This window comes from Mesorhizobium sp. M0317, from assembly GCF_040321555.1.
Classification (GTDB): Bacteria; Pseudomonadota; Alphaproteobacteria; order Rhizobiales; family Rhizobiaceae; genus Mesorhizobium.
In genome coordinates this window covers 21,756-45,422 of sequence record NZ_JAMYRV010000057.1, presented here as the reverse complement: position 1 = coordinate 45,422, position 23,667 = coordinate 21,756, and the positions used below count along the sequence as shown (strand labels likewise).

The 23,667-nt window shown below is 63.5% G+C and carries 25 protein-coding genes, 1 pseudogene and 1 riboswitch; of the genes and pseudogenes, 11 read left to right on the top strand and 15 right to left on the bottom strand.

Going from position 1 to position 23,667, the window contains the following annotated elements:
• The coding region (locus NKI88_RS28590; RefSeq protein ID WP_352658773.1) for a DUF2125 domain-containing protein at positions 1–461 on the top strand (461 nt) is incomplete at its 5' end.
• Positions 462–585: 124 nt separating this feature from the next.
• Positions 586–1,509 (top strand): sugar kinase, encoded by a 924-nt coding sequence (locus tag NKI88_RS28585; RefSeq protein WP_023748509.1) that lies wholly within the window; start codon positions 586–588, stop codon positions 1,507–1,509.
• Positions 1,510–1,516: 7 nt separating this feature from the next.
• Here NKI88_RS28585 and NKI88_RS28580 read toward each other — a convergent pair whose 3' ends face one another.
• Both NKI88_RS28580 and hisC read right to left on the bottom strand, forming a co-directional pair.
• The gene (locus NKI88_RS28580) at positions 1,517–2,452 is read right to left on the bottom strand and encodes a prephenate/arogenate dehydrogenase family protein (protein ID WP_352658771.1); all 936 of its coding nucleotides are present in this window, start codon (positions 2,450–2,452) and stop codon (positions 1,517–1,519) included.
• Between the two features lie 4 nt (positions 2,453–2,456).
• Positions 2,457–3,566, bottom strand: a complete 1,110-nt coding sequence (hisC, locus tag NKI88_RS28575; RefSeq protein ID WP_352658769.1) for a histidinol-phosphate transaminase — start codon at positions 3,564–3,566, stop codon at positions 2,457–2,459.
• A 126-nt stretch (positions 3,567–3,692) separates the two neighbouring features.
• Positions 3,693–3,770: riboswitch (SAM riboswitch) on the top strand.
• A gap of 60 nt (positions 3,771–3,830) precedes the next feature.
• On the opposite strand from hisC, the gene metX reads away from it, so the two are divergent.
• Together metX and metW are read left to right on the top strand one after the other, a co-directional pair.
• On the top strand, positions 3,831–5,000 hold the full coding sequence (gene metX, locus NKI88_RS28570) for a homoserine O-acetyltransferase MetX (RefSeq protein WP_352463195.1): 1,170 nt from the start codon (positions 3,831–3,833) through the stop codon (positions 4,998–5,000).
• On the top strand, positions 4,997–5,611 hold the full coding sequence (gene metW, locus NKI88_RS28565) for a methionine biosynthesis protein MetW (RefSeq protein ID WP_023685353.1): 615 nt from the start codon (positions 4,997–4,999) through the stop codon (positions 5,609–5,611). Before metX ends, metW begins: the two co-directional genes overlap by 4 nt.
• A gap of 7 nt (positions 5,612–5,618) precedes the next feature.
• Here metW and NKI88_RS28560 read toward each other — a convergent pair whose 3' ends face one another.
• Positions 5,619–5,939, bottom strand: coding sequence for a DUF1330 domain-containing protein (locus tag NKI88_RS28560; RefSeq protein ID WP_352658767.1), 321 nt, complete (start codon positions 5,937–5,939; stop codon positions 5,619–5,621).
• Between the two features lie 247 nt (positions 5,940–6,186).
• Between NKI88_RS28560 and NKI88_RS28555 the strand changes: the two genes are divergently transcribed.
• Positions 6,187–7,122 carry a glycosyltransferase family 2 protein gene (locus NKI88_RS28555; protein ID WP_023673297.1) on the top strand — a complete coding sequence of 312 codons (936 nt, stop codon included), beginning with the start codon at positions 6,187–6,189 and terminating at the stop codon, positions 7,120–7,122.
• A gap of 51 nt (positions 7,123–7,173) precedes the next feature.
• On the opposite strand, the gene NKI88_RS28550 is transcribed toward NKI88_RS28555, so the two are convergent.
• The 3 genes from NKI88_RS28550 to NKI88_RS28540 form a co-directional block, all read right to left on the bottom strand.
• Positions 7,174–7,962: a DUF1194 domain-containing protein gene (locus NKI88_RS28550; RefSeq protein ID WP_352658765.1), complete on the bottom strand. Its 789-nt coding sequence runs from the start codon at positions 7,960–7,962 to the stop codon at positions 7,174–7,176.
• 64 nt (positions 7,963–8,026) lie between these two features.
• A complete protein-coding gene (locus NKI88_RS28545) occupies positions 8,027–9,847 on the bottom strand; it encodes an ABC transporter ATP-binding protein/permease (protein WP_352658763.1) in 1,821 nt (606 codons plus the stop codon).
• 136 nt (positions 9,848–9,983) lie between these two features.
• The gene (locus NKI88_RS28540; protein ID WP_023670688.1) at positions 9,984–10,766 is read right to left on the bottom strand and encodes a class I SAM-dependent methyltransferase; all 783 of its coding nucleotides are present in this window, start codon (positions 10,764–10,766) and stop codon (positions 9,984–9,986) included.
• 117 nt (positions 10,767–10,883) lie between these two features.
• Between NKI88_RS28540 and gloB the strand changes: the two genes are divergently transcribed.
• Together gloB and NKI88_RS28530 are read left to right on the top strand one after the other, a co-directional pair.
• Positions 10,884–11,651, top strand: a complete 768-nt coding sequence (gloB, locus tag NKI88_RS28535; protein ID WP_023706326.1) for a hydroxyacylglutathione hydrolase — start codon at positions 10,884–10,886, stop codon at positions 11,649–11,651.
• Positions 11,652–11,671: 20 nt separating this feature from the next.
• On the top strand, positions 11,672–12,097 hold the full coding sequence (locus NKI88_RS28530; protein ID WP_023706325.1) for a cupin domain-containing protein: 426 nt from the start codon (positions 11,672–11,674) through the stop codon (positions 12,095–12,097).
• Here the strand turns inward: NKI88_RS28530 and NKI88_RS28525 are convergent.
• The 3 genes and pseudogenes from NKI88_RS28525 to NKI88_RS28515 all read right to left on the bottom strand — a co-directional run bounded on the left by NKI88_RS28525 (position 12,094) and on the right by NKI88_RS28515 (position 14,499).
• Positions 12,094–12,769, bottom strand: a pseudogene (locus tag NKI88_RS28525) (lysoplasmalogenase family protein). The gene NKI88_RS28530 and the pseudogene NKI88_RS28525 sit on opposite strands and share 4 nt — an antisense overlap.
• The gene (gene yddG / locus NKI88_RS28520) at positions 12,766–13,653 is read right to left on the bottom strand and encodes an aromatic amino acid exporter YddG (protein ID WP_023670684.1); all 888 of its coding nucleotides are present in this window, start codon (positions 13,651–13,653) and stop codon (positions 12,766–12,768) included. The pseudogene NKI88_RS28525 and the gene yddG overlap by 4 nt, the downstream one beginning before the upstream one ends.
• A gap of 45 nt (positions 13,654–13,698) precedes the next feature.
• Complete coding sequence (locus tag NKI88_RS28515) at positions 13,699–14,499, bottom strand: DUF3108 domain-containing protein (RefSeq protein ID WP_352658760.1); 801 nt, start codon at positions 14,497–14,499, stop codon at positions 13,699–13,701.
• A gap of 259 nt (positions 14,500–14,758) precedes the next feature.
• On the opposite strand from NKI88_RS28515, the gene rpmB reads away from it, so the two are divergent.
• The 3 genes from rpmB (at position 14,759) to NKI88_RS28500 (ending at position 16,573) form a co-directional block, all read left to right on the top strand.
• Positions 14,759–15,055, top strand: coding sequence for a 50S ribosomal protein L28 (rpmB, locus tag NKI88_RS28510; RefSeq protein WP_023670682.1), 297 nt, complete (start codon positions 14,759–14,761; stop codon positions 15,053–15,055).
• A gap of 162 nt (positions 15,056–15,217) precedes the next feature.
• Entirely contained in the window at positions 15,218–15,898 is a 681-nt protein-coding gene (locus NKI88_RS28505) for a queuosine precursor transporter (protein ID WP_352658758.1), read from the top strand.
• Positions 15,899–15,901: 3 nt separating this feature from the next.
• Positions 15,902–16,573: a polyamine aminopropyltransferase gene (locus NKI88_RS28500; protein ID WP_023711706.1), complete on the top strand. Its 672-nt coding sequence runs from the start codon at positions 15,902–15,904 to the stop codon at positions 16,571–16,573.
• 5 nt (positions 16,574–16,578) lie between these two features.
• Here the strand turns inward: NKI88_RS28500 and NKI88_RS28495 are convergent, their stop codons facing one another.
• The 4 genes from NKI88_RS28495 to NKI88_RS28480 all read right to left on the bottom strand — a co-directional run bounded on the left by NKI88_RS28495 (position 16,579) and on the right by NKI88_RS28480 (position 21,250).
• Entirely contained in the window at positions 16,579–17,604 is a 1,026-nt protein-coding gene (locus NKI88_RS28495) for an esterase-like activity of phytase family protein (protein WP_352658756.1), read from the bottom strand.
• The gene (cobT, locus tag NKI88_RS28490; protein WP_023699107.1) at positions 17,601–19,499 is read right to left on the bottom strand and encodes a cobaltochelatase subunit CobT; all 1,899 of its coding nucleotides are present in this window, start codon (positions 19,497–19,499) and stop codon (positions 17,601–17,603) included. The genes NKI88_RS28495 and cobT overlap by 4 nt, the downstream gene beginning before the upstream one ends.
• Positions 19,500–19,510: 11 nt before the next feature.
• The gene (gene cobS, locus NKI88_RS28485) at positions 19,511–20,497 is read right to left on the bottom strand and encodes a cobaltochelatase subunit CobS (protein WP_023670677.1); all 987 of its coding nucleotides are present in this window, start codon (positions 20,495–20,497) and stop codon (positions 19,511–19,513) included.
• Positions 20,498–20,620: 123 nt separating this feature from the next.
• The gene (locus NKI88_RS28480) at positions 20,621–21,250 is read right to left on the bottom strand and encodes a J domain-containing protein (RefSeq protein ID WP_032887126.1); all 630 of its coding nucleotides are present in this window, start codon (positions 21,248–21,250) and stop codon (positions 20,621–20,623) included.
• A 170-nt stretch (positions 21,251–21,420) separates the two neighbouring features.
• Here NKI88_RS28480 and NKI88_RS28475 point away from each other — a divergent pair, with 170 nt between their 5' ends.
• Positions 21,421–21,723: a BolA family protein gene (locus NKI88_RS28475; protein ID WP_023711704.1), complete on the top strand. Its 303-nt coding sequence runs from the start codon at positions 21,421–21,423 to the stop codon at positions 21,721–21,723.
• Positions 21,724–21,734: 11 nt separating this feature from the next.
• Here NKI88_RS28475 and NKI88_RS28470 read toward each other — a convergent pair whose 3' ends face one another.
• Positions 21,735–23,288: an acetolactate synthase large subunit gene (locus NKI88_RS28470; protein WP_352658754.1), complete on the bottom strand. Its 1,554-nt coding sequence runs from the start codon at positions 23,286–23,288 to the stop codon at positions 21,735–21,737.
• A 112-nt stretch (positions 23,289–23,400) separates the two neighbouring features.
• Positions 23,401–23,652, bottom strand: coding sequence for a hypothetical protein (locus tag NKI88_RS28465; protein WP_352443956.1), 252 nt, complete (start codon positions 23,650–23,652; stop codon positions 23,401–23,403).
• Between the last annotated feature and the right edge of the window lie 15 nt (positions 23,653–23,667).

Below are 23,667 nucleotides of genomic sequence, written 5' to 3'. Positions count from 1 at the left end.
CCCCGGGCCCGCACAGCGCCTACGCCGGCCGGTCCACCGTTGTTGATCTCGCCGCCGACGCGTGGGGCGGGCGCGGGGGGCCCCCGCGGGACGGCTGCGGCGACGCGACGCTGAAGAACGGCGTCGCGCTGATGAAGACGCAGGCCAGGAGCCTGCGCGGCCAGGCGGTCGACATCCACAAGCTCGATCTGTCGTCGCGAACCGCGCGCATCACCGTCTCCGGCCCGGTGTCGGTCGACGCCAACGGCCAGGTCAATGCCGACCTGACGATCAAGCTGCAGGATCCCAAAGCCGTGGCGGCAATTCTCGCCACCGCAATCCCCGAGCAGAAGAGCCAGATCGAGCAAGGCTTTGCCGGTCTGGCGCTGCTCGGCAACGAACCGTCGATGCCGCTCAAGGTGGTGAAGGGCAAGGTCTCGCTCGGCTTCATTCCGCTGGGCAAGATCAAGCCGCTCGATTAGAGCAATTCCAGGAAAAGTGTGAGCGGTTTTCCGTCCGGAATTGCGTTAAAACAAAGAGATAGAGCATGATCGCAAAGAGCGGGAACGGCTTTTGGGGAGAGATCATGCTCGAGCAAGCCGACGCATGAACCGACCGGTGAAACTGCTGAGCGTTGGCGCGCTGACGCTGGATACCATCCTGCGCGTCGAAACCCTGCCCACGCATCAGGGCAAGTTCATCGCCTCGGACGGCATCCAGATCGCCTCGGGCATGGCGACAAGTGCTGCCTGCGCCGCCCGCCGTCTCGGCGCCGAGGTGTTCCTGTGGGCAAGTGCAGGTGACGATGCCGTCGGCGACCAATTGCTGGCCGGCATCGAGGCCGAGGGCGTCGATTGCGACTTTGTCCGCCGCGTCGAAGGCGCCCGCTCGGCGCTGGCCGCGATCCTGGTCGACGCTCATGGCGAGCGCATCATCGTGCCCTTCTACGACCCAAAGGCGCAGGCCGACCCCGAGGCGGTGCCTGTCGCCGATCTTTCCGGCTTCGATGCCGTGCTGGTCGATGTGCGCTGGCCGGGCGCCGCCGCTCTTGCCTTGACCGCCGCGCGCGACGCCGGTTGCCCGGCAATCCTCGACGCCGACACGGCGCCGTTGGAGGTGCTGGAGCGTCTGTTGCCGCTGGCGTCGCACATCGTCGCTTCGGAGACGGCTGCACGCATCGTCTGCGGCCACGCGCTGAATCCCGAAACCGCCTGCGCCGACCTCGCCAGCCGCACAGACGCCTTTGTCGCGGTGACCGGCGGCGCCGCGGGAAGCTGGTGGCATGACCGGTCCGCCGGATGCGTGCGCCACATCGCGGCGCCGAAGATCAAGGCGGTCGACACGCTTGCCGCCGGCGACGTGTTTCACGGTGCCTTTGCCGTCGGGCTTGCCGAAGCCATGCCTATCGAGCAGGCCTTGCGCTTTGCCAGCGCGGCGGCCGCGCTCAAATGCCAGCGCTTCGGCGGCCGGCTGGGCGCGCCGGACCGGGCCGAGACAATGGCCATGGTCGCGGCGACCTGGCCCGTCTGAAACAGATTTAACTTTTCACCGGGTGCTCGACCGCCTGCCGGCCGAAATCCGGCACGTCGATATCCTGGCCGGCCTCGATGATCGAACGGCGAACGGCCCGGGTGCGGGTGAACAGGTCGAACAGCTTGTCGCCGTCGCCCCAGCGGATCGCCCGCTGCAGCGAGGCGAGGTCCTCCGAAAAGCGCGCCAGCATTTCCAGGATGGCATCCTTGTTGTGCAGGCACACGTCGCGCCACATGGTCGGGTCGGAGGCGGCCAGACGGGTGAAGTCGCGGAAACCGGAAGCCGAATATTTGATCACTTCCGACTTGGTCACCGATTCCAGATCGTCGGCCGTGCCGACGATGTTGTAGGCAATGATGTGCGGAAGATGCGAAACGATGGCCAGCGTCATGTCATGATGCTGCGGGTCCATCGTGTCGATGTTGGAGCCGCAGCGCCGCCAGAATTCCGACAGCTTTTCCAGCGCGGCCGGATCGGTTCCCGGCAGCGGCGTGAAGATGCACCAGCGGTTTTCGAACAGCTCGGCGAAACCCGCATCCGGGCCCGATTTCTCCGTACCCGCCAGCGGGTGTCCCGGAATGAAGTGCACGCCGTCCGGCACATAGGGCTGCATTTGCGCAATGACGGAGGCCTTGGTCGAACCGACATCGGTGAGGATGGCGCCTTTTTTCAGCGCCGCTGCGATCTCTTGCGCCACCTCGCCCGACGACCCCACTGGCACCGAGACGATGATCAGGTCGGCGTCGCGGACCGCTTCCCTGGCGTAGGTGGTGTAGCTCTCGCCAAGACCGAGCTCCTTCGCCCGCGCCAGCGTGGCCGGGCTGCGCGTCGCGATGGCGACATGGCGGGCCAGGCCCTCGCGGCGGATGATGCGGGCCAGCGACGAGCCGATCAGGCCGATGCCGACCAGCGCGATCTTTTCAAACATCGGTGCTGTCATTGTTTCAGCTTTTCAGGAATGTCGTGAGGGCATCGATGACGCCGCGATTTGCTTCTTCGGTGCCGACGCTCATGCGCAGCGCATTGGGAAAGCCATAGCCGGTAACGCGCCGCAATATATAGCCGCGCTGGGTGAGGTAATCGTCCGCCGCCTCAGCCGAATGCCTCTTGTCGTCGGGAAAGTGGATGAGGACGAAATTGCCGACGCTGGGCGTCACGCGCAGCCCAAGCTTCGTCAGTTCTTCATTCAGCCAGATAAGCCAGGTCTCGTTGTGCAACGAACTGCGCTCGACATGGGCGCGGTCGCGGATGGCGGCAATGCCGGCCTCGATCGCTGTTGCGTTGACGTTGAAAGGGCCGCGGATGCGGTTGATGGCATCGACGATGTGCAGTGGGCCATACATCCAGCCGATGCGCGCGCCGCCAAGGCCGAGCTTGGACAAGGTGCGGGTCATGACCACATTCTGTGCGCTGCCCGCCAGCTCGATGCCGGCCTCATAGTCATTGCGCCTGACATATTCGGCATAGGCCGCGTCCAGCACCAGAAGCACGTTGCCCGGGAGCGCGGCATGCAGGCGGCGGACCTCCTGGAACGGCAGATAGGTGCCGGTCGGGTTGTTGGGATTGGCGAGGAAGATGATTTTGGTCCGCGGCGTCACCGCGGCCAGGATCGCGTCGACGTCGGCGCGCTCCTCGGTTTCCTTCACAGCAACCGGCTTGGCCCCCGCCGACCGAATGTAGATCTTGTAGACCATGAAGGCATGTTCGGTAAAAATCGCCTCATCGCCTGGCGCAAGATAGGTCTGCGCCAGCAGGCCAAGTATCTCGTCGGAACCGTTGGAGCAGATGATGTTTGCCGGGTTGAGGCCGTGCACCTCGGCGATCGCCTCGCGCAGCCGGCGGGCGGTGCCGTCGGGATAGACATCGAGCTTGCTGGCCACTTCGCGCGCGGCCTCGATCGCCTTCGGCGACGGGCCGAGCGGGTTCTCGTTCGACGACAATTTATGGACCTTGGCGACGCCGGCCGGTGCCGTGCTCTTGCCCGGCACATAGGCGTCGATGTCCATAATGCCCGCGCGGGGCGTCGGCCGTGCCTTGTCCGCTGTCTTGTCCATGTCGCAAATCCATCGAGAATGCCTCCGTCCGGAGGCCGCAGCGGAAATACAAGCCGTAGCCGCGAATGTCGAGAGGCGGGCAATAGCTGGCCGTTGACGCCGGGCCGCACGAGTTCTAGAAGAACGCAACAGTTCCGTGGTGATTTGGCCGGTCGGCTTGCAGCCACGTTAAACAACTCGCTAAAGGGCCGTTTGCGTGACGTAACCGGCTTTGCGATCGCATTGCCGGTTTTTTATTGCCTGACGGCGGGCAAGGAGAGTCACATGGCCGCGCTCCGCGCTACAAAAACCAACAACGAGGCCGACAACCCGTCGAGCCCTGTGTTGCGTTTTGGCCCTGACAAGCCGCTGAAGCTCGACGCCGGCACGCTTTTGTCGCGGTTCCAGATCGCCTACCAGACATATGGCGCCCTCAACGATGCCCGCACCAACGCCATCCTGGTCTGCCACGCGCTGACCGGCGACCAGCATGTCGCCAGCACCAATCCGGTGACCGGCAAGCCCGGCTGGTGGGAAGTGCTGATCGGTCCCGGCAAGATCATCGACACCAACCGCTTCTTCGTCATTTGCTCCAACGTCATCGGCGGCTGCCTCGGCTCCACCGGTCCGGCCTCGACCAATCCCGCCACCGGCAAGCCCTACGGCCTCGACCTGCCAATCATCACCATCCGCGACATGGTGCGGGCGCAACTGATGCTGGTCGACCATTTCGGCATCGAAAAGCTGTTTTGCGTGCTCGGCGGCTCGATGGGCGGCATGCAGGTGCTGGAATGGGCGTCATGCTATTCCGAGCGCGTCTTCTCGGCCCTGCCGATCGCCACAGGCGCACGCCATTCCTCGCAGAACATCGCCTTCCACGAGGTCGGCCGGCAGGCCGTCATGGCCGATCCGGACTGGCATGGCGGCAAATATTTCGAGCACGGCAAGCGCCCGGAAAAGGGGCTCGCCGTGGCGCGCATGGCCGCCCACATCACCTATCTGTCTGAAGCCGCCCTGCATCGGAAATTCGGCCGCAATCTGCAGGACCGCGAAGCGCTGACCTTCGGTTTCGACGCCGACTTCCAGATCGAAAGCTATCTGCGCCACCAGGGCATGACATTCGTCGACCGCTTCGACGCCAACTCCTACCTCTACATGACCCGTTCGATGGATTATTTCGACCTCGCCGCCGACCATGGCGGCCGGTTGGCCGATGCCTTTGCCGGGACCAAGACCCGCTTCTGCCTGGTGTCCTTCACCTCGGACTGGTTGTTCCCGACCGAGGAGAGCCGCTCGATCGTGCATGCGCTCAACGCCGCCGGCGCCTCCGTCTCCTTCGTCGAGATCGACACCGACCGCGGCCATGATGCCTTCCTGCTCGATGAACCCGAACTGTTTGCCGCCATCAAGGGCTTCATCGGCTCGGCGGCCCGCGCAAGGGGGCTCGCCTCATGAGCGTCAATGGCAGCCAGCGCGTCGACCTCGAAGTCGTGGCCAACCTGATACCGCCGCAGTCGCGGGTGCTCGATGTCGGCTCCGGCGACGGCCTGCTGCTCGAACTCCTGCAGGAGACCAAGCAGGTCGACGGCCGCGGGCTGGAGCTGTCACAGCGCGGCGTCAATGAATGCGTGGCGCGCGGTCTCTCGGTCATCCAGGGCGATGCCGATACCGACCTCGAATTCTATCCGGACAAGGGTTTTGACTTCGTCGTCCTGTCTCAGACGCTGCAGGCGACCCGCAACCCGAAGCTGGTGCTCGACGAGCTGCTGCGAATCGGCAACCGCGCCATCGTCTCCTTCCCCAATTTCGGCCACTGGCGGGTGCGGCTGTCGCTGTTCGTCAAGGGCCGGATGCCGGTGACCGCGGACCTGCCCTATTCCTGGTACGACACGCCCAACATCCATTTCTGCACCATCCGCGACTTCGTCAATCTGGTCGAGGAACTCGGCGCCTCGGTCGAGAAAGCCACCGCGCTCGACGGCAACGGCCAGAAGATCGGCCTGTCGATGCCATGGTGGTTCTGGAATTTCTTCGGCCAGCAAGCGGTGTTCTTGTTGAAGCGGTAGTTTGCCCCTATGCCAGCACGTCCGTCGCCTTGTGCGGGTGCTGAACGCCATCGGCGATGATCACATCGGCGTGGGAGTTGTCGGTGCGCAAGGCCAGAATCTCGCGATAGGCTGATGAATCGTACCAGCCCCACGCATTCGCCCTGTCCGGAAACTCGATGACGATCAGATGCCCGGGCCATTCGTTTTCGACCACGTCCATGTCGGCGCCGTGGACAAGGAAGCGGCCGCCGAACGGCTCCAATGTGGCGTCGATCCTCTGCAGATACTCGACAATCTGCGGGCCCATTGTGACTTGACGCATATGGGCGACGGCGTAGGCGGCCATGGCTGAACTCCCTGTGAGATCGAAGCCCGACGACCGGCTTCGTTGGCGCAATCTGCAGACATGATGGCCATCGGTCGATTACGTCTGGGGTAATCGGCCGGCTTACCGGCGTCCTGGCTCAACAGTTAGTGATGACATTGCCGCTGGTTTTTTGTAGCGTCGAATCGAATGCCATCCCGGGGTAAGGCTTGGACGGCGACATCAAAACCTCCGGCCTCCAGGCATTTCGGGGCACAATCGAAGCAACATGTCCAAGGCAACCGACCTCGCTCCGCTGATCTCGGTGATCACACCGACGCACAATCGCCGCAGCAAGGTGGTGCGCGCCGTGGAGAGCGTGCTGGCGCAGAATTTTCCCCGGTTCGAACATATTGTCGTCGATGACGGCTCGACCGACGGTACGGCAGCCGCACTTGCCGAAATCCGCGATCCACGGCTGATCTATGTTGGCTCGAAATGGCGCGGCGCCAATGCCGCCCGCAATGCCGGCATCGAGCGGGCGCAGGCGCCGGTGGTGACATTCCTCGATTCCGACGACGTCTATTTGCCGGATCGCCTGGCGCGGACGCTGGAGCAGTTCGACAACAATCCCTCGCTCGAAGTGCTGATCAGTTCCTTCGTGTCGCTGAAGGGCAATCGCCGCACCAACTGCGTCAACCGCGAGGCGCTGCTGAGCCGCGACTCGCTGGAGCGGGCCCTTGTCGCGCAGACCATCTTCATTGCCGGGTCGGCAATCACCGCCCGGCGCGAGTCGCTGCTGGCCATCGGCGGCTACGACAGTGACGTCACGCGCATGCAGGATCGCGAATTGTTGCTGCGCTTTGCCCGTCGCAGCGGCGCGCAGCTGTCCGAAGTGATCGACTGGAAAAAGTACAACTCGGAGAATTCGATCTCCGGTCGCCGGGACGGCTATGTCGAAGCCTATGCGAGCTTGATCGACAAGCACCCCTATATCGCCGACCGCTACCCCTACATTCCGCCTTACATGATCGCCCGGCAGCTCATCGCCGATGCACTCAAGGGCAGGGTTTCGCAGGCGTTCTCCGGCTATATGGCCAACCGGTCGTCGAAGGCGCTTGGCTATTCGCTGCCGCAGCTGTTGCGTGGCTATGTCGGCGGCCGGCGCTGGCGCCGCGATCTCTATGCCGAATTTCGCGACAAATACGGTGCACGGCCGGCCTGAAGTTTGCCGACAAGCCGCGCAGCGGCTTTCCCCTCCGAACTGCCTCAAACCTCATTTGTCGAGTTCCGGCAGATATGGGTCGGAATATAGCCGCCGGTCGCGTTCGCCCTGTAGGCAGTCCATGGGTGTGGCCGCATCGATCGGGACCACGGTCGCATCGGCGATGCCGCTCACCTCCAGGATCAGCTTGCGGCGTATGGCGGTGGCGAATTCCGAGGCCGCATAGATCGGCAACACGAAGGAGCCGGGCCCACCGGTGACGCAGTCGTCATAATACTGGTCGAGATGGCTGAAGGTCGGCGACGGGCTGATCAGGATCGGCAGGCCGTTGATGACGATGCCCTTGGCCACCGCCGCATCGCGTGTCGTGGCGACGGGCAGCCCGGTGTTGTTGGGACCGTCGCCGGAAATGTCGATGACGCTGCGTGGCGCATCGAACCCCGTGCCCTCGAACAGCCCGGCGCCGAAGGCAAGCGCACCGGAAATCGAGGTGCCGCGAAAGCTGCGGAACGGCCGCGCTTCTATTCTGTCGGCGAAGGCGTTGGCGCTCTCTGCGCTGTCGATCACCTGCCAGGCGATGACGCCATCCTCGCGCACGACGCCCGCCCATTCGAAATAGGCAAGCGCGATGCGCCCGGTGGTTCCCGAGCGCACGGCCTTGATGAAATCGGGATGCCTGAGCGCCTCGACATAGCCCGCGCGCTGCAGCGCGAACTCCCTCTCGTCCATCGACTGTGAGATGTCGACGGCCAGCACCAGTTCGACATCCACGGCAACGGCCGGGGCAGCCACGGGCGTGGTGCAGGCAAGGCAGGCAAGCAGGCTGAGCGCATCGAGCATGGCCGCACCACGGATGTTTCGACCCGTGAATCTTCGCCGCGATCGCGGCGAAATAAAGCCCCTTCTACTTCTTTCGCCGCACGGCCGCTTTCGGCGGCGGGTCGATGGCGCCGGTCCTGACTCGGGCGGGTTTCAGTGGCGCAGCACCCGTATCCTTCACGATGTTCAATGCGCGTGGAAAGAAATGACCATTGTGCAGTCCGCGCCCGATGTTGAGGATCGCGGTTTCCGGCAGGCGTTTCTCCAGCATGGACAGTACCCTTCGCAGCGAAGGACCATCGAACGCGTCCATCGCTTCGTCGATGATCACCCATTTCGGCTGCCGCAAGGCCAGCCTGGCGAAGGCCAGCGACCGCTGTTCGTCATCGTTGAGTTCACGCTCCCAGCGTGCGGAACGGTCGAGCGAGGATGACAGCCGCTCGAGGCCGACCTCGGCCAGCACCGCCCCAAAATCAGCATCGCCAGCCGGCGCCGAGCCATTCGGATGCAGCACTTCGCGTAACGTGCCGGCAGGAAAATACGGAACACGCGGCACGAAAATCGGCGTTTCTCCGGCCGGCAAGCCGATCCGCCCGCTGCCCCAGGGCCAAAGGCCGGCAATGGCGCGGAAGAACAATGTCTTGCCGGCGCCTGGGTCGCCGGTGATCACGACGCGCTCACCGGGATGGATCTCGACATGGCTGTCTGAAAGTTTGGTGCAGCCCTCCGGCGAGGCCACTTGGAGCTTCTCGAAGGTCAGGCTGCCATTGGCGTTATCGCCGAATTCGATGCGCTTTTCCTTGTCGTGCAACACATCGGTTTCATCGAGCGCAATGCGGAAGTCGGCAACGCGCATCAGCGTGGCGCGCCAGTCGGCGATGCCGCCGATATTGTTGATGAACCAGCGCAGCGACGAGTGCACCTGGTTGAAGGCGCCGACCGCCATCATCAACCCGCCAAAGCTGATATCGCCTGAAAAATAGACCGGCGATGCCACAAGGATCGGCGCCACCACGGTGATCCAGCCATAGGTATCGGTCACCCAGGAAAGGTTGATCTGCGCTTTGTAGATGTTTCGCATCGCGCCCAGCACCGTGCCAAGGTCGATTTCGAGCCGTCTCTTGGCATCGGCTTCGCCGTGATAGAGCGCGATGGCGTCGACATTCTCGTTGACGCGCACCATCGAGGAGCGCAGCTCGGCCTCGCGGGTGTAGCGGTCGCTGTTGAGGCGGATCAGCGGCCGCCCGACCAGCCAGCTCAGCCAGGAGGCGATGCCGGCATAGAGGAACGCGGCCCAGACCATGTAGCCCGGTATCGCCAGCGACCAGCCGTTGATGTGGAAGACGAAGCCCGACGAGAGTTGCCAAAGCACGCCGACGAACGACACCAGCAGGATGAAGGATTGCAGCAGGCCGACGCCGAGGTCCGTCGACAGATCGGACAGATGCGCGGCATCCTGCTGCATGCGCTGGTCGGGATTGACGCCGATGGCGCCGGCATTGGCGAGCCGGAAGGCCCGCGCCGGCCGCATCCATTGGTCGATCAGGTCGAGCGTCAGCGCCTCGCGCAGCTTCAGCCGGATCATCTGGTTGAGCCAGGTCTGAGCGATGTTGAGCAGGAGCAGCGTGCCGGCAATCACGGCAAAGATCATCAGCTGATGCAGGAAGGCCGCCATGTCGCGACGCGCCAGCGCATCGTAGAAAGGCTGGTTCCAGCGGTTGAGCAGAACCTGGCCGATCGACGTGGCGACGATGACCGCCATAATGCCGACCGACGTCCAGACCAGCCACTTGCGCACCGGTGAGCCTACCAGCGCCCGTTTGATCGTCGCCACCTGATCGCGCAGGCTGCTGGCTTCGACGGTTACCGGCTGAGCGGTGGCGGACTGGTCCGGTTGATCAGCCATGCACGAGGTCCTTGCGTTCAGAAGCGTTGCTGAACCAGATGGAGAGACTTGAAGGCATCCGCCGCTCAAACGGACCGCGAATGCATCTGCGACAGATAGGTGGGAAAAACCCACGCAACACCAGTTTTCATGATGATCACGAAGGTGTCACCTGACGCGTCGTCGATGTCACCCCTTCCGCCCGGCGGCCAAGCCGCGTCGCACCGTGCGGTGACAGTACCGGCACGAAGACACGGCGCGAGGCGCGCTGCGCGACCGGCACGCCCTGATAGAGCCGCTTCTGCGCCTCGACCACGATGACGCCGGAAAAGATCGGCCAGAACCGCCGGCCGGCGCGCTCCAGCACATTGTGGAACCGCATCATGAAGCGCCGCGGCGATGGCGGGAAGAACAGCGCGTCGGACCAGGAAGCCGGTGTGAAATTCGCCTCGCGCAGCAATTCTGTCAGCTGGCCGCGCGAGAACGGCCGGCCATTGCCGAACGGCGTGTGCTCGAACCGCGCCCAGACACCGCGCCGGTTGGGCACGACGATGACGACGCGCCCTGCCGGCGACAGCACCCGCCAGATCTCGTTCAGCGTCTCGCGCGGGTTTTCGACATGTTCAAGCGAATGCACGAGCAGCATGCGGTCGATGCAGGAATCGACCAGCGGCAATTCCTCGTCGAAGACCAGCGCCGTAGCCGTCGGCCCGTTCGCCGGCCAGACGACGGCGCCTTGCGTAGCAGGCATGAAGGCAAACACCCGCTCGGCATCGGTGCCGAACCGCTCCAGCCACGGCAAGGTATAGCCGAGCCCGACCAGCCGCTCATTGGGCACTGTTGCCCATATTGAGGACAGCGCCATGGTGATCGAGCGTTCAGCCAGGCGGCCGAGCGTGGTCGAATAGAAGGAGCGGAGATCGACGATATCGGAATGCATGCGCGGGACGGTAGCTGCGATGCCGCCCAAGTTCAACAAAGCCGGCACGTTCTGCAAAGCTAGATGACATCAGCGGCCAAGCGCCCTATGTCTGCGCCAACAGATGGAGAGATGCCAATGCCCGTCGAAATCGAACAGTTCATGTGCCGCAGCGACAATTTCGGCGTGCTGGTGCATGACCCGAAAAGCGGCGAGACCGCCATTATCGACGCACCCGAAGAAGCGCCGATCATTGCCGCTATCGAGCGTACCGGCTGGAAGCCGACGATGATCCTGACCACCCACCACCATGTCGACCATGTCGAGGCCAATCTGGCGCTGAAGGAGCGCTTCAAGCTGCGCATCGTCGGACCGGAGGCGGAAAAGGAAAAGATCCCCGGCATCGACGAGACCGTCGGGCAAGGCTCGGTCGTCCATCTCGGCGGTGAGCGGATCGATGTCATCGCCACGCCCGGCCACACTGCGGGCCATGTCTCCTATCATTTTCCGGCCTCGAAAGTGGCGTTCACCGCCGACACTTTGTTCGCGCTCGGCTGCGGCCGGCTGTTCGAATGCAAGCCGCCGGTGATGTATGAGTCGCTGAAGAAGCTCGCCGCACTCCCGGCCGACACGGTCATCTATTGCGGCCATGAGTATACGCTTTCGAACGCCCGCTTTGCGTTGACCGTCGACCCGACCAATTCGGCGCTGAAAGAACGCGCCGCCAAGATCGAGACCCTGCGCGCCGACAACAAGGCGACGCTGCCGACCACGATCGGCGAGGAATTGTCGACCAATCCGTTCCTGCGCTGGCACGACCCGGCGATCCGCAAGCATCTCGGTATGGAGGCGGCCTCCGACGCCGAAGTGTTCGCGGAAATCCGCAAGCGCAAGGACAATTTCTGAGCATCATTCCGGGATCAGCCATGACCAGCGCCGCTGAAATCATCGCCACGCTCGGCCTCAAGCCACATCCGGAAGGCGGCTGGTATGCCGAGACCTTTCGCGACGGCGCCGGGCGCGGCCATTCGACGGCGATCTATTTCCTCCTTGAACAGGACCAGATTTCGGCCTGGCACCGGGTCAAGGACGCGGCCGAGGTCTGGCACTTCCATGCCGGAGCGCCGCTGGCGCTGTCGATGTGCGAGGAAGGTAGTCCAATGCTTAACCAGGTGATCGAGCAGGTGCTCGGCATTGAGCTTGCGGCGGGCGAGCGGCCGCAGATCGTCGTGCCGGCCGGCTGGTGGCAATCGGCGCGCAGCCTCGGCGAATGGACGTTGGTCGGCTGCACCGTGGCGCCGGGCTTCGACTTCGCCGCGTTTGAAATGGCCGAGCCGGGCTGGCAGCCTTAGGCCAGAAGAAAACCAAGAGTTATGCAGAGCTGGGCGGCATAGTAGAGCACCCAGACCGCATAACGGATGCCGGCGCGATAGGGTGCTATTGCCGGAACCAGGAATTTCTCCGCGGCAAGCAGCCCGTCCGATGCCATGAACATAACAGCGCCGCCGATGACCCACGGATTGGCGAGCGTCAACGCCGAGATGCCCATCGCTAGAATGGCCGCGATATAGATGGCGATCGGCACCCGCAGGCCGGGACTGACACGGCGCCAGAGCGCCGCCAGCAATGACGACTGCGAAGGCCGCCATGGCAAGCGCGATGGCGCCGCGCCATGTCTCGGTGCTGAGCACATCCAGCCCGCCGCCGCCGCGCAGGAAGAGCGGCACATAGAGGACATGCGCCGCAAGGAAGCTGGCCAGCCCGCCGAGGAAGGCCTTTTCGCCGTCACGCGACAGGAAGGCATCGCCGACGGCGCTGAGCGCCAGCGCAGAGACGAGCAACAGCGGCCCACCTTGCATGAAGGCCAGCGCCGCAAGCATGGCCACGGCCAGCGTCTTTGCCGCCGAGCGGGCCAGCGTCGGCCGCATATCCAGGGTGAAGGCGTAGATCACTGCCGCCACCAGCGAAAAAATCAATGTTGCATTTGCGTTGGCGTCGATGCCGCCGGCAAACGGCATCGTCATGCGCTTGCCCCGCCAGTTGCCGCCTTGCGCAGGAACAACGATTTCGCCGCCAGCGCCGCCCCACCCGTGATCAACACGCAGGCAGCCAGGATACGCAGCGACGGCTCGGCAACGCCCGCCGCGATCAGCACCAGTGTCGACAGCAGTGGCGCCGCATAGCTTGCCGCGCCGAGCACCTGGATGTTGCCTCGTTTGACGCCGATATCCCAGGCGTAGAAGGCGGCACCCACCGGCATCAACCCCAAACCAACCACCGCCAGCCACTGGCCGGGGCCATCGGGCAGCACCGTCTTTTCCAGCAGAAGATGGCAGATGAGGGACAGGGCTGCCGTGGCGGCGCAGAACCAGGTGACGATTGAGGTCGGCACCGCCGGAAAGCGCCGCGACAGCAGCGAATAGGACGACCACAGCAGCGCACAGACGGCCGCCATCGCATAGCCGAAGGTGTAGCGAGCATCGAAGGCGAGGCCGCCACCCTTGGTGACGATCAGCACGGTCCCGGCGAGCCCGAGCAGCGCGCCGACGACATGGTTCCAGGCCAGCTTCTCGCCCGGCATCAGCGCTGATCCCAGCACGATCAGCAGCGGCCACAGATAGGCGATCAGGCTTGCCTCCACCGCCGGCGCGTTGCGCAGCGCGGTGAAATAGAAGAAATGGTAGCCGAACAGTCCGGCAATGCCGATCACCCAGACCTGGCGTGGGATCTTCAGGCTTTTATCGGTCGCCGGCATGAACAGCCGGGCAACCAGCCCGACCGCGGTGCCGATGGTGAAGGTGATGGCCGAGAGCAAGAATGGCGGCACGGCGCCCGACGCATCGGTGAGCAACGCCAGCAGCGCCCACATGGCGACCGCCGAGAAACCGATCAGTGTTGCGCGCCCCATGCCCGTCTCCGGCGACTCGCCCCATTTCTATTCGGGTGGGCGCGTCTATTCAGTAGCTTCGAACCGCCCCGCGCTGACAGTCAAGGTGCCGATCTGCGTCCCGACCGTGGCGTGGATCGGCGCATATATGCCGGTTTGGCCGAGCGGTGCAAACGTCACCATCATCTGGCTCTTCTTCTTCAGGTAATTCAGCGCCTTGCGGCCCTTGCGGTAGCCTGCCACCGGCTCGAAGCTCATCTTGCAGGTAACGGTGTCGCCCTTGTAGCCCTTGACCGAGATCGATCCTTTCGAGGCGTAGGTCAGCGTCAGGTCGGCGCGCATCTCGCCGTCATAGAATTTCACCTTGCGCCCGCAGACCTGGTCGAGGCTGTCGGCATGGATAACGGTAGCCGCCATGGGATCGAGCACAGATGCCAGATCGTTGCTGCCCAGCGGTATCCAGTTTTTGGGATTGCGCTTTTTCGGTTCGGGAATGACCTGGGTGGCGGTCACCGCGCCATTGGCAAAGCGGATATCGACCATGGAAGCCTTCTTACCGGACTTATAATCGGCGCGAAATACCTGCGGCTGCATCTGCTTGCCCAGAATCTTGCCCTTTGACGAGATCGTGCCGCTCGTGTCGTCGAACAAGGTGGCGAGACCCGCGCTGGAGACGGTGCCGTCTATGGAATAGCTATCGCCTTCGTAGTGGCTGGAAAATGTCGCCTTGGCCACGGAAAGGCCGAGGAACGACACCGTGTATTCGCCCTTGAAGGACTGTGCGGTGGCTGCGGGCGCGGCGGCAAGGGTTGATGTTGGCAAGGCGGCGATAAGTATGGCGACAACGGCATGTGACGGGCGAAGCATGGCGGGCTCGGTCCTTGATTTTTTTAACCGGAGGCGGGCGACTCCGGCTTGAGATGTCCCTGTCCGACCGCTTATAGGCTGAATTCCGGCCTTTATGTGAAACGCTCGTCACAGTCGTGGGCAAGCCGGAGCTTGACGCATTGGCGAAATGCAACTATGGAACGCCAACTTTTCCATAAGGCCGCCTGACTGAAACCGCGCGCCACCCGGCGCGGGCGAACAAGGTTTGGCAGGCTAGACAGAACTGAAGGTTAGAACCATGTCCCGCACCTGCGAACTCACTGCCAAGGCAGTCCAGACCGGCAACAATGTGAGCCACGCCAACAACAAGACCAAGCGCCGCTTCCTGCCGAACCTCGTCAATGTGACGCTGATTTCGGAAGCGCTGAACCAGAATGTGCGCCTGCGCATTTCGGCCAACGCGCTGCGTTCGGTCGAGCATCGCGGCGGCCTCGACGCCTTCCTGGCCAAGGCCGACGCCAAGGAATTGTCGCAGCGCGCGCGGCTGCTGAAGAAGCAGATCGCCAAGAAGCTGGCCGACCAGCCCGCCGCTTAACGATATCAAGGCGGGGGACGACCGCCCTGAGCATCGGAGCAATCCGATGCTCAAAACTTCTAAGGCAGCAGCATCGGAGCAATCCGATGCTCAAAACTTGCAAGGCAGCGCGATCCGGATTTCGGCTAGCGCCTGGCTGGTTCCATTACCCAGGATAAAAAAATGACTTCCTTCTCGCGATATCTGCCCTTTGTGGCCGCCATGGCGCTTGTCGTCGTGGTATCGAACATCCTCGTGCAGTTCCCGATGCAGGGTCAGGCCGGCGGTCTGTCGCTGGCCGACATCCTGACCTGGGGCGCCTTCACCTATCCCTTCTCCTTCCTGGTCACCGACCTTGCCAACCGCCGCTACGGCCCGACGGTGGCGCGCCGCATCGTCTTTGTCGGCTTCATGACCGCGGTGGTCTGCTCGATTCTCGTCCCGCCCTTCCTGTTTCGCCACGGCCTGATCGAGTTCGAGACATCAGCCGACCGGCTGGTGCGCATCGCCGCAGCTTCCGGCGCGGCCTTCCTTTGCGCGCAATTGCTCGACGTCACCGTGTTCAACCGGTTGCGCCGGCAGAGCTGGTGGCGCGCGCCGATCGTCGGCACGCTGGTCGGCTCGGTGTTCGACACCCTGGTGTTCTTCAGCATCGCCTTTTCGGCCGCCTTCGCTTTTGCCGGCCCGAACGACAGTTTTGCGCTGGAGACGGCGCCGCTGATGGGCGTGCTGCCGGTCGAGACCATGCGCTGGGTCTCCTGGGCGCTGGGCGACCTTTCGGTGAAGCTGATCATCGCTGTTGTGGCCCTGATCCCCTACCGGCTGCTCGCCGCCTACTGGAGCCAGCCGGCCGTGGCTGTCTAGGCCGTGATCCCTTGGGTCCAGCTCGGCTCGGCCAAAACGCCTGACGGCGGACAGGAACTGCGCCTCAAGCAGCGCGGCAGCGAATTCTCGATCATGCTCGGCACCAATGAGCTGATGAACAGCCGCCTCAGCGGCTCCGAAGAAGCGCTGGCCAAGCTCTCCTGTGAAAAGATCGGCGGCCGCGCCCAACCGAAAATCCTGATCGGCGGCCTCGGCATGGGTTTTACGCTGCGCGCTGCGCTTGCCCAATTGGGCGCCGACGCAGGCATCACCGTTGCCGAGCTTGTCCCCGCCGTCATCGCCTGGGCGCGCGGCCCCATGGAGGCGGTCTTCGCCGGCTGTCTCGACGATCCCCGTGTGACGGTTCGCGAAGCCGACGTCGGGCACATCATAAGATCCGACAAGGCAGCCTGGGACGCCATCCTGCTCGATGTCGACAATGGCCCCGAAGGCATCGTCTACAAGGGCAACGACGCCCTCTATGGCGCTGCCGGCCTCGGCGCGGCGCGTGCAGCGCTCAGGCCCGGGGGCGTGCTGGCTGTTTGGTCGCAAGGCCCCGATGCCGGCTTCACACTTAGGCTCAAGCAGGCGGGCTTTGTCGTGGACGAGGTGAAGACGCGCGCCAATGGCAAGCGCGGCGCGCGCCACGTCATCTGGATCGCCACCAAGCCTTAGGGCTCTCAATCCTGGTGCAGGATGAATTCCAGATAGAGGTTGCGCTGCAGGATCGAGTGGTTGTCGTCAGAGATCAGCGACACCATCAGCGCTCCGTCATCGCGGGTCCAGACGTCGAGTCCTTCCATATTGTCGATCTGGTAGCCCATGTCGGCTTCCATCAGCACCGGCCCGTCAGCAACCGCGCCCTTCTCGACGCTTTCGCCATAGATGCGCCTTAGCCGCATCCTGACACCGCCGGCCATCGAGAAACTGCGCTCCAAAAGCAGCAGGTCGCCATCCGGCAGGAAGGCGCCGTCAGTGATGTCGAAATCGCCGTTGCGCTTGACCGTGAAGACGCCCTTGTGCGGCCCTTCGATGATGGCGGCATAGATGTTGCCAACCTTGTCCAAGCTCTTTTCCGAGACCACGACGAGGCCGCCCTCGTGCTGGCCGTTAGGATTGGCGTGGGTGACGGTCTCGAAACCGCGGTTCTGCCGCAGTTCCCGGGCTGGAACCAGGAAGTTCAGTTGCTTGAACGGCGCAGTCATGTTGCTGGGGTCGATCTTGAACTGGGCGACGCGGTGATCGCGCTCGAAGCCGACGGTGGCAATGCCGTCGTTGACTGCAAGGCCCTCGGCATCGACTTCCCATTTCTTGTCGATCGGCCGGCCCTTCTCATCGACCATCTGCTGCATGCGGAAATTCTGGATGCCGGACGGCCGCTTGTCGGCATCATGGGTGATCGAGCCGAAGAACCAGAAGCCCGTATCGGCGACGCCGATGAAATCGCTGCCGGGTTTGACGAACCGAAATGCCGACAGCGCGCCGAAATCGCGCGTCGTCGAGTTCATCTCAAGACCGCCGACGAATTCCAGCAGCCCAAACTGCTTGTCGGCGCTGCCGATATTGAAGGTGGTGATCGGCCGCGCCGAGACTTCGACCGGCTCGACCGCGCTTGGGCCGGCGGCGATGGCCGGCGCAAACGCCATGCCGAACAAGGCAGTGACCGCGAAGAGCATCTGCCGAAACCCGCCGCTCAAAAATATCATCCAGCGCGCCGGTAGCCGCCGCGGCGTGTATCGCGCACGTTTTCCTCGGCAAACAGCGAGGCCAGCTGCTCGGTCATGGCGCCGGCCAGTTCCTCGGCATCGACGATGGTGACGGCGCGCCTGTAATAGCGGGTAACGTCGTGGCCGATGCCGATGGCCAGCAGCTCGACCGGCGAGCGCGTCTCGATCAGCTCGATGACGGCGCGCAGATGCCGCTCGAGATAGTTGCCAGGATTGACCGACAGCGTCGAATCGTCCACCGGCGCGCCGTCCGAGATCATCATCAGGATCTTGCGCTGTTCGGGCCGGGCGATCAGCCGGTTGTGCGCCCATAACAACGCCTCGCCGTCGATGTTTTCCTTGAGCAGGCCCTCGCGCATCATCAGGCCGAGATTGCGCCGGGCGCGACGCCACGGATGATCGGCGGATTTGTAGATGATGTGGCGCAGATCGTTGAGCCGGCCGGGGTTCGGCGGCTTGCCGTCCTTCAGCCACTTCTCGCGAGCCTGTCCGCCCTTCCACGCCCGCGTGGTGAAGCCGAGGATCTCGACCGAGACGCCGCAGCGCTCCAGCGTGCGCGCCAGAATGTCGGCACAGGTGGCGGCAACCGTGATCGGCCGACCGCGCATCGAGCCCGAATTGTCGAGCACCAGCGTCACCACCGTGTCGCGGAATTTGGTGTCGCGCTCCTGCTTGAACGACAAGGGCTGCATCGGGTCGATGACGACACGAACCAGGCGTGCCGGATCGAGATAACCCTCTTCGAGGTCGAAATCCCAGGAACGGTTCTGCTGCGCCATCAGGCGGCGCTGCAGCCGGTTGGCGAGCCGGCCGACGACGCCGGAGAGATTGGCCAACTGCTTGTCGAGGAAGGCGCGCAGCCGGTCGAGTTCTTCCTCCTCGCACAGATCTTCCGCACCGACCGTCTCGTCGAAGGCGGTGGTGAAAACCTTGTAGTCAATCTCTTTCGGCAGGTTGGCGAAGGGGTTGTCGTTACGGCGCGCCTCGCCCGGCGTTTCGGCGTCCGCATCGTCATCGTCGGAAAGATCGTCGGCAGTGGCGTCGGAGGCCTCAGTCTCCGACGACTGTTCGTCGTCGGCGGAGGCCTCGGCATCCTCTGACTGCGACTGCTCGGAGCCGGAATCCTCTTCGCCGCCCTCCTCGCTCTGCTCCTCGCCTTGCGGCTGGTTGTCGTCATTGTCCTCGGAGTCTTCGGTTTCCTGGTCGTCGCCGAGTTCCTCGGCCATCTCCATGGACGCAAGCATCTCGCGCACGACGCGGGCAAAGGCCTGCTGGTCGCCAAGCTTGGCCGACAGTCCGTCGAGATCGGCCTTGGCTTTTTCCTCGACCCAGGGCCGCCAGAGGTCGACCAGCCGTTCGCCGCTCTTCGGGATCGGCCGTCCGGTCAGCTTTTCGCGCACCATAAGCGCCAGCGCCTCCTCGATCGGCGCGTCGGCCTTGTCCTTGACGTCGACAAGGTTGGCCTTGGCGTATTTGTCCTCCAGCATCGAGCCGATATTGTCGGCGACGCCCTGCATGGCGCGGCTGCCGATCGCCTCGACGCGGGCCTGTTCCACGGCGTCATAGATCGAGCGCGCCAGCTTGCCTTCCGGCGCCAGTTTGGTGTGGATGCGCTGATCGTGGCAGGCGCGCTTCAGCGCCATGGAATCGCCCAGGCCACGAGTAATCGCGATGTCTGTCTTGGACGCTTTCTTCGGCAGTTCGGGCAGTCGGGCGCGGCTGCCGGCGAGCGCCGGGCGGTCCTTGGCGAAACCGACTTCGAGCTCCTTGTCGCCGGCGATGGCGCGCATGCAGACGGTGACGGCACGCTTGAAGCTGTCGGCTTCAGACCCCGTCTTCGACTTGTTGCGCGTGTTGTCGCCCGGACCCGCCATCAAGGCTCAGCTTACCCCAGCACCACGTTGGCGGCGCTCTCGGGCAAATCCTCGCCGAAGGCGCGCTGGTAGAACTCGGCCACCACCGAACGCTCCAGCTCGTCGCACTTGTTGAGGAAGGTCAGCCGGAACGCCATGCCGATATTGCCGAAGATCTCGGCATTTTCGGCCCAGGTGATGACGGTACGCGGGCTCATCACGGTCGACAGATCGCCATTGATGAAGGCCGAACGCGTCATGTCGGCGACGCGCACCATCTTGTTGACGATGTCCTTGCCCTTGCCGTCGCGATAGTGCTTGGCCTTGGCCAGCACTATGTTCACCTCATTGTCGTGCGGCAGGTAGTTCAGCGTGGTGACGATCGACCAGCGATCCATCTGCGCCTGGTTGATCTGCTGCGTGCCGTGATAGAGGCCGGTAGTGTCGCCGAGGCCGACCGTGTTGGCGGTCGAAAACAGCCGGAACGCCGGATGCGGGCGGATGACCCGGCTCTGGTCGAGCAGCGTCAGGCGGCCCGACGATTCCAGCACGCGCTGGATGACGAACATCACGTCCGGACGGCCTGCATCGTACTCGTCGAAGCAGAGCGCGACATTGTGCTGGTAGGCCCAGGGCAGGATGCCGTCGCGGAATTCGGTGATCTGCAGGCCATCCTTGACGACGATGGCGTCCTTGCCGACGAGGTCGATACGGCTGACGTGGCTGTCGAGGTTGACGCGCACGCAGGGCCAGTTAAGGCGGGCGGCGACCTGTTCGATATGGGTCGATTTGCCGGTGCCGTGATAGCCAGACACCATGACGCGGCGATTGTAGGCAAAGCCGGCAAGGATCGCCAGCGTCGTCGCCTTGTCGAACAGATAGTCCGGATCGATGTCCGGCACATGTTCCGAGGTCACCGAATAGGCCGGCACCACCATCTTGGACTCGAAGCCGAATTTGTCTTTCACCGACACCGTCGTGTCGGGCAAATTGGCGATGTCGCGATCGACCTTGTTCATCTCTATCCAAGTCTCCACTGGCGAAATGCCTGATTTCGCCGGCAATCGATTTTGTCCGGGGGCGGTCTTAGAGCCTTTTCCACCCTTATGAAAGTTGGAAAACGACACGAACCGTTAGGTTGCTCAGCACAAACCCGCCTGCTTGAGCACGCGATAGGCCTGCAGCACATCGCGGAACCGGTCTTCCGAACCTCTATCGCCGCCATTCGCATCCGGATGGTGGCGCTTCACAAGTTCCTTATAGCGCGCCTTGATGTCCTTGCCAGTCGCCTTTGTATCAAGGCCAAGCGTTTCCAGCGCCTTGGCCTCAAGCGGCTTGGCCTTGCGTTCGCGCGCCTCGCGCGGGTCCTTCGGCCCTTTGAACAGGTCGAAAGGATCGCGCATGCGGTTGTAATAGCCGGCGCGACCGGAACGCTGCTGGGCGAAATCGGGCGAGGAGCGCGTCGAGGCGCCGGCGACGCCCATCTTCCATGTCGGCCGGTGGCCGGTCATCGCTTCCTTCTGGAAGCGGGCTATCTCGGTGTCCGGCACGCCGGAGAAGTAGTTGAAACCCTTGTTGTATTCGCGCACATGATCGAAGCAGAACTGAAAATACTCGCCTTCCTTCATGCGTCCGACCGGCGCCCGGTGGGTACCGGCCTCCTTGCAGCCGTCCCACTGGCAGATCGGCGAGTGCGACTTCAGCTCCGCATCCTTGTCGGGACGGACCCGAATTTTCTCGAAATATTTGGGGTACGGTTTCATCTCACCCATTTATGGGCTGTTCGCACGTGCGAAACAAGAATTGACATTTTCGCGATCATCGCCCTAACCGCTGAATCGCGGCATAAAGCAGGGCGAAATGGCGATTTTTTGAGGCGGCCCGGCGGGATCGATCCCGATTTCCCGATCACGCCTTGCAGATATGGTGAAGGGAGATGGCGATGTCCATACAGGCGACTATGGAAGACAAGCTGAACAAGGCGTTTTCGCCGGAGCGCCTGGCGATCGTCAATGAAAGCCATCTCCATGCCGGTCATCACCACCACGGCTCCGACCATCACGCTGCCTATGACGGCACTGGCGAGACGCATTTTCGCGTCCGCATCGTCTCATCCGTCTTTGCCGGCATGAGCCGCATCGACCGCCACCGCGCCGTCAACGAATTGCTGGCAGCGGAGCTGCAAGCCGGCGTCCATGCGCTGGCAATCGAACCGGCTGCACCCGGCGAAAAGACCCGTTGGTAAGTCTCTCCGCCTCAGATCACCGCTTCGATGAGAAACGGTCCCGGACGCGACAGGGCACTGTCGAGCAGCGCGTCGAACCGCTCGCACGTGTCGGCGCGGGCCGCCTCGACGCCCATGCCTTTGGCCAGCGCAACCCAGTCCAGCGCCGGATGGTCGAGATCGAGCATGCGCCTGGCGTTCTCGCCGATCTCATTGACCCCGACATTCTTCATTTCGCCATGCAGGATGGCGTAGGTCCGGTTGGAAAAGATGATGGTCACGACGTCAAGCTTTTCCCTGGCCTGGGTCCACAGTCCCTGCACCGTGTACATGCCACTGCCGTCGGCTTCGAGATTGATCACCTTGCGGTCCGGGCAGGCGATCGCCGCGCCGGTAGCCATGGGAATGCCGCCGCCGATCGATCCGCCCGTACCCATCATGTAGTCGTGCGGCGCCGCAAAGGCGGATAGCGTGAAGAACCGTCTCGCCGAGGTGACTGCTTCGTCGCAGACGATGGCATTGGCCGGAAGTTTGCGCGCCACCGACAGCGCGATGGCATCGTCCGTCAGTCTGCCGCTCAGCGTCGGTTCGTCTGGAAAGGCGGTTGCGGCGGCGAATTGCTGCGTCGGCTTGATGCCGAGCTCGTCGGCCAGCGCCTCCAGCGCCGCTTTCAGATCCTGGCCATGCGCCGCCAGCGAAAGCACCTTGCAATCGTCCCGAACCAGCCGCCCGGGCTTGCCGGGATAAGCGAAGAAGGCAACCGGCTCCTTGGCGCCGACCAGCACCAGCAAATCGATATCCCGGAGCGTGGCCGTCGCCGCATCGACCGGATAGGGAATGCGGGTCGGGGCGAACCGCCCGCGGCCGCGCTGCATGCGGGCGATCAGAACCTCACTGAACAGCCTGACATCGCTTCCCGATGAGATTCTCCCTGCGATTTCAAGTCCATCGGCGCGCGCCGCCTGCCCACGCACCACCATGCCGACACGGCCCGGCGCGGCGCGGATTGCTTCGGCGATCGTGCGCACAACAGCCATGTCGACGGCGGGCGGCGGCTCCAGCTCCACCTTGCCAGGTGAAATCGCAGCAACTTCGCCCCAGGCGGCATCCGCAGGCAGGATCAGCGTCGTGACGCCAGGCGGCGTGAGTGAGGCGCGGAAAGCCGCCTCTGCGGCCGGCACAATATCGGCCGGCCCCTTGACGCGGCCAACCCAGTTCGACATCGGCGACGCCAGGCCTTCTATGTCGCTGGTCAGCGGGGCATCGAGCGGCAGATGGTAAGAAGCATGGTCGCCGACAATGTTGATCATCGGGCTGCGCGCACGCCTTGCGTTGTGCATGTTGGCCAAACCGTTGGCGAGACCCGGTCCGGTATGCAGCAACGTTGCTGCCGGGCGGTCGGTCATGCGCGCATAGCCGTCGGCGGCGCCGGTCACCACGCCCTCGAACAGGCCGAGCACGCAGCGCATCTGAGGTTTGCGGTCCAGTGCGGCAACGAAATGCATTTCGGATGTGCCAGGATTGGCGAAGCAGACCGCGACGTCATTGGCCAGGAGCACGTCGCACAGCAGATCGGCGCCATTCATGATTTTCTTTCCCAATCGACAATTCAGGAACAATTGCACCTGTAGGCGCCGGGTCGGCAATGTCCCGCCGGGGCTTTTGGTCTGATCCAGGACGCCTCGCGGGGATCCGGGATCAACCGACGGTCCATTCAGGAATGGCCAGCATCGCGGCGGTCAACGCGTCGCCGTCCTCGCCGAAGTCGTGATTGATCGACATATGCGTGTAGGCGTTGCCGTCGAACAGCGTCACTTCAGTGCCGGTGGCGCGCAGGCGTTTGGCAAAGCCTTCGATTGGTCGTCGCGGCCTTCGGCGCGCGAATAGGCGATGAAGGTCGGCGGATGCTTGTGTCCATCGAGATAGCTGGCCGGCGACAACGCCGCCCATCAACTCCGCAGCACC

What these genes read in the sequence shown, in the direction of transcription:
- NKI88_RS28505 (WP_352658758.1), top strand. Translation starts at nt 15,218, where the DNA reads ATGACTTCCTTCTCGCGATATCTGCCCTTTGTGGCCGCCATGGCGCTT.
- rpmB (WP_023670682.1), top strand. Translation starts at nt 14,759, where the DNA reads ATGTCCCGCACCTGCGAACTCACTGCCAAGGCAGTCCAGACCGGCAAC.
- NKI88_RS28550 (WP_352658765.1), bottom strand. Translation starts at nt 7,962, where the DNA reads ATGCTCGATGCGCTCAGCCTGCTTGCCTGCCTTGCCTGCACCACGCCC.
- NKI88_RS28465 (WP_352443956.1), bottom strand. Translation starts at nt 23,652, where the DNA reads ATGGGCGGCGTTGTCGCCGGCCAGCTATCTCGATGGACACAAGCATCC.
- NKI88_RS28585 (WP_023748509.1), top strand. Translation starts at nt 586, where the DNA reads ATGAACCGACCGGTGAAACTGCTGAGCGTTGGCGCGCTGACGCTGGAT.
- NKI88_RS28470 (WP_352658754.1), bottom strand. Translation starts at nt 23,288, where the DNA reads ATGAATGGCGCCGATCTGCTGTGCGACGTGCTCCTGGCCAATGACGTC.
- gloB (WP_023706326.1), top strand. Translation starts at nt 10,884, where the DNA reads ATGCCCGTCGAAATCGAACAGTTCATGTGCCGCAGCGACAATTTCGGC.
- NKI88_RS28540 (WP_023670688.1), bottom strand. Translation starts at nt 10,766, where the DNA reads ATGCATTCCGATATCGTCGATCTCCGCTCCTTCTATTCGACCACGCTC.
- NKI88_RS28560 (WP_352658767.1), bottom strand. Translation starts at nt 5,939, where the DNA reads ATGGCCGCCTACGCCGTCGCCCATATGCGTCAAGTCACAATGGGCCCG.
- NKI88_RS28555 (WP_023673297.1), top strand. Translation starts at nt 6,187, where the DNA reads ATGTCCAAGGCAACCGACCTCGCTCCGCTGATCTCGGTGATCACACCG.
- NKI88_RS28515 (WP_352658760.1), bottom strand. Translation starts at nt 14,499, where the DNA reads ATGCTTCGCCCGTCACATGCCGTTGTCGCCATACTTATCGCCGCCTTG.
- metX (WP_352463195.1), top strand. Translation starts at nt 3,831, where the DNA reads ATGGCCGCGCTCCGCGCTACAAAAACCAACAACGAGGCCGACAACCCG.
- cobS (WP_023670677.1), bottom strand. Translation starts at nt 20,497, where the DNA reads ATGAACAAGGTCGATCGCGACATCGCCAATTTGCCCGACACGACGGTG.
- yddG (WP_023670684.1), bottom strand. Translation starts at nt 13,653, where the DNA reads ATGGGGCGCGCAACACTGATCGGTTTCTCGGCGGTCGCCATGTGGGCG.
- metW (WP_023685353.1), top strand. Translation starts at nt 4,997, where the DNA reads ATGAGCGTCAATGGCAGCCAGCGCGTCGACCTCGAAGTCGTGGCCAAC.
- NKI88_RS28480 (WP_032887126.1), bottom strand. Translation starts at nt 21,250, where the DNA reads ATGGGTGAGATGAAACCGTACCCCAAATATTTCGAGAAAATTCGGGTC.
- NKI88_RS28495 (WP_352658756.1), bottom strand. Translation starts at nt 17,604, where the DNA reads ATGATATTTTTGAGCGGCGGGTTTCGGCAGATGCTCTTCGCGGTCACT.
- cobT (WP_023699107.1), bottom strand. Translation starts at nt 19,499, where the DNA reads ATGGCGGGTCCGGGCGACAACACGCGCAACAAGTCGAAGACGGGGTCT.
- hisC (WP_352658769.1), bottom strand. Translation starts at nt 3,566, where the DNA reads ATGGACAAGACAGCGGACAAGGCACGGCCGACGCCCCGCGCGGGCATT.
- NKI88_RS28545 (WP_352658763.1), bottom strand. Translation starts at nt 9,847, where the DNA reads ATGGCTGATCAACCGGACCAGTCCGCCACCGCTCAGCCGGTAACCGTC.
- NKI88_RS28530 (WP_023706325.1), top strand. Translation starts at nt 11,672, where the DNA reads ATGACCAGCGCCGCTGAAATCATCGCCACGCTCGGCCTCAAGCCACAT.
- NKI88_RS28475 (WP_023711704.1), top strand. Translation starts at nt 21,421, where the DNA reads ATGTCCATACAGGCGACTATGGAAGACAAGCTGAACAAGGCGTTTTCG.
- NKI88_RS28580 (WP_352658771.1), bottom strand. Translation starts at nt 2,452, where the DNA reads ATGACAGCACCGATGTTTGAAAAGATCGCGCTGGTCGGCATCGGCCTG.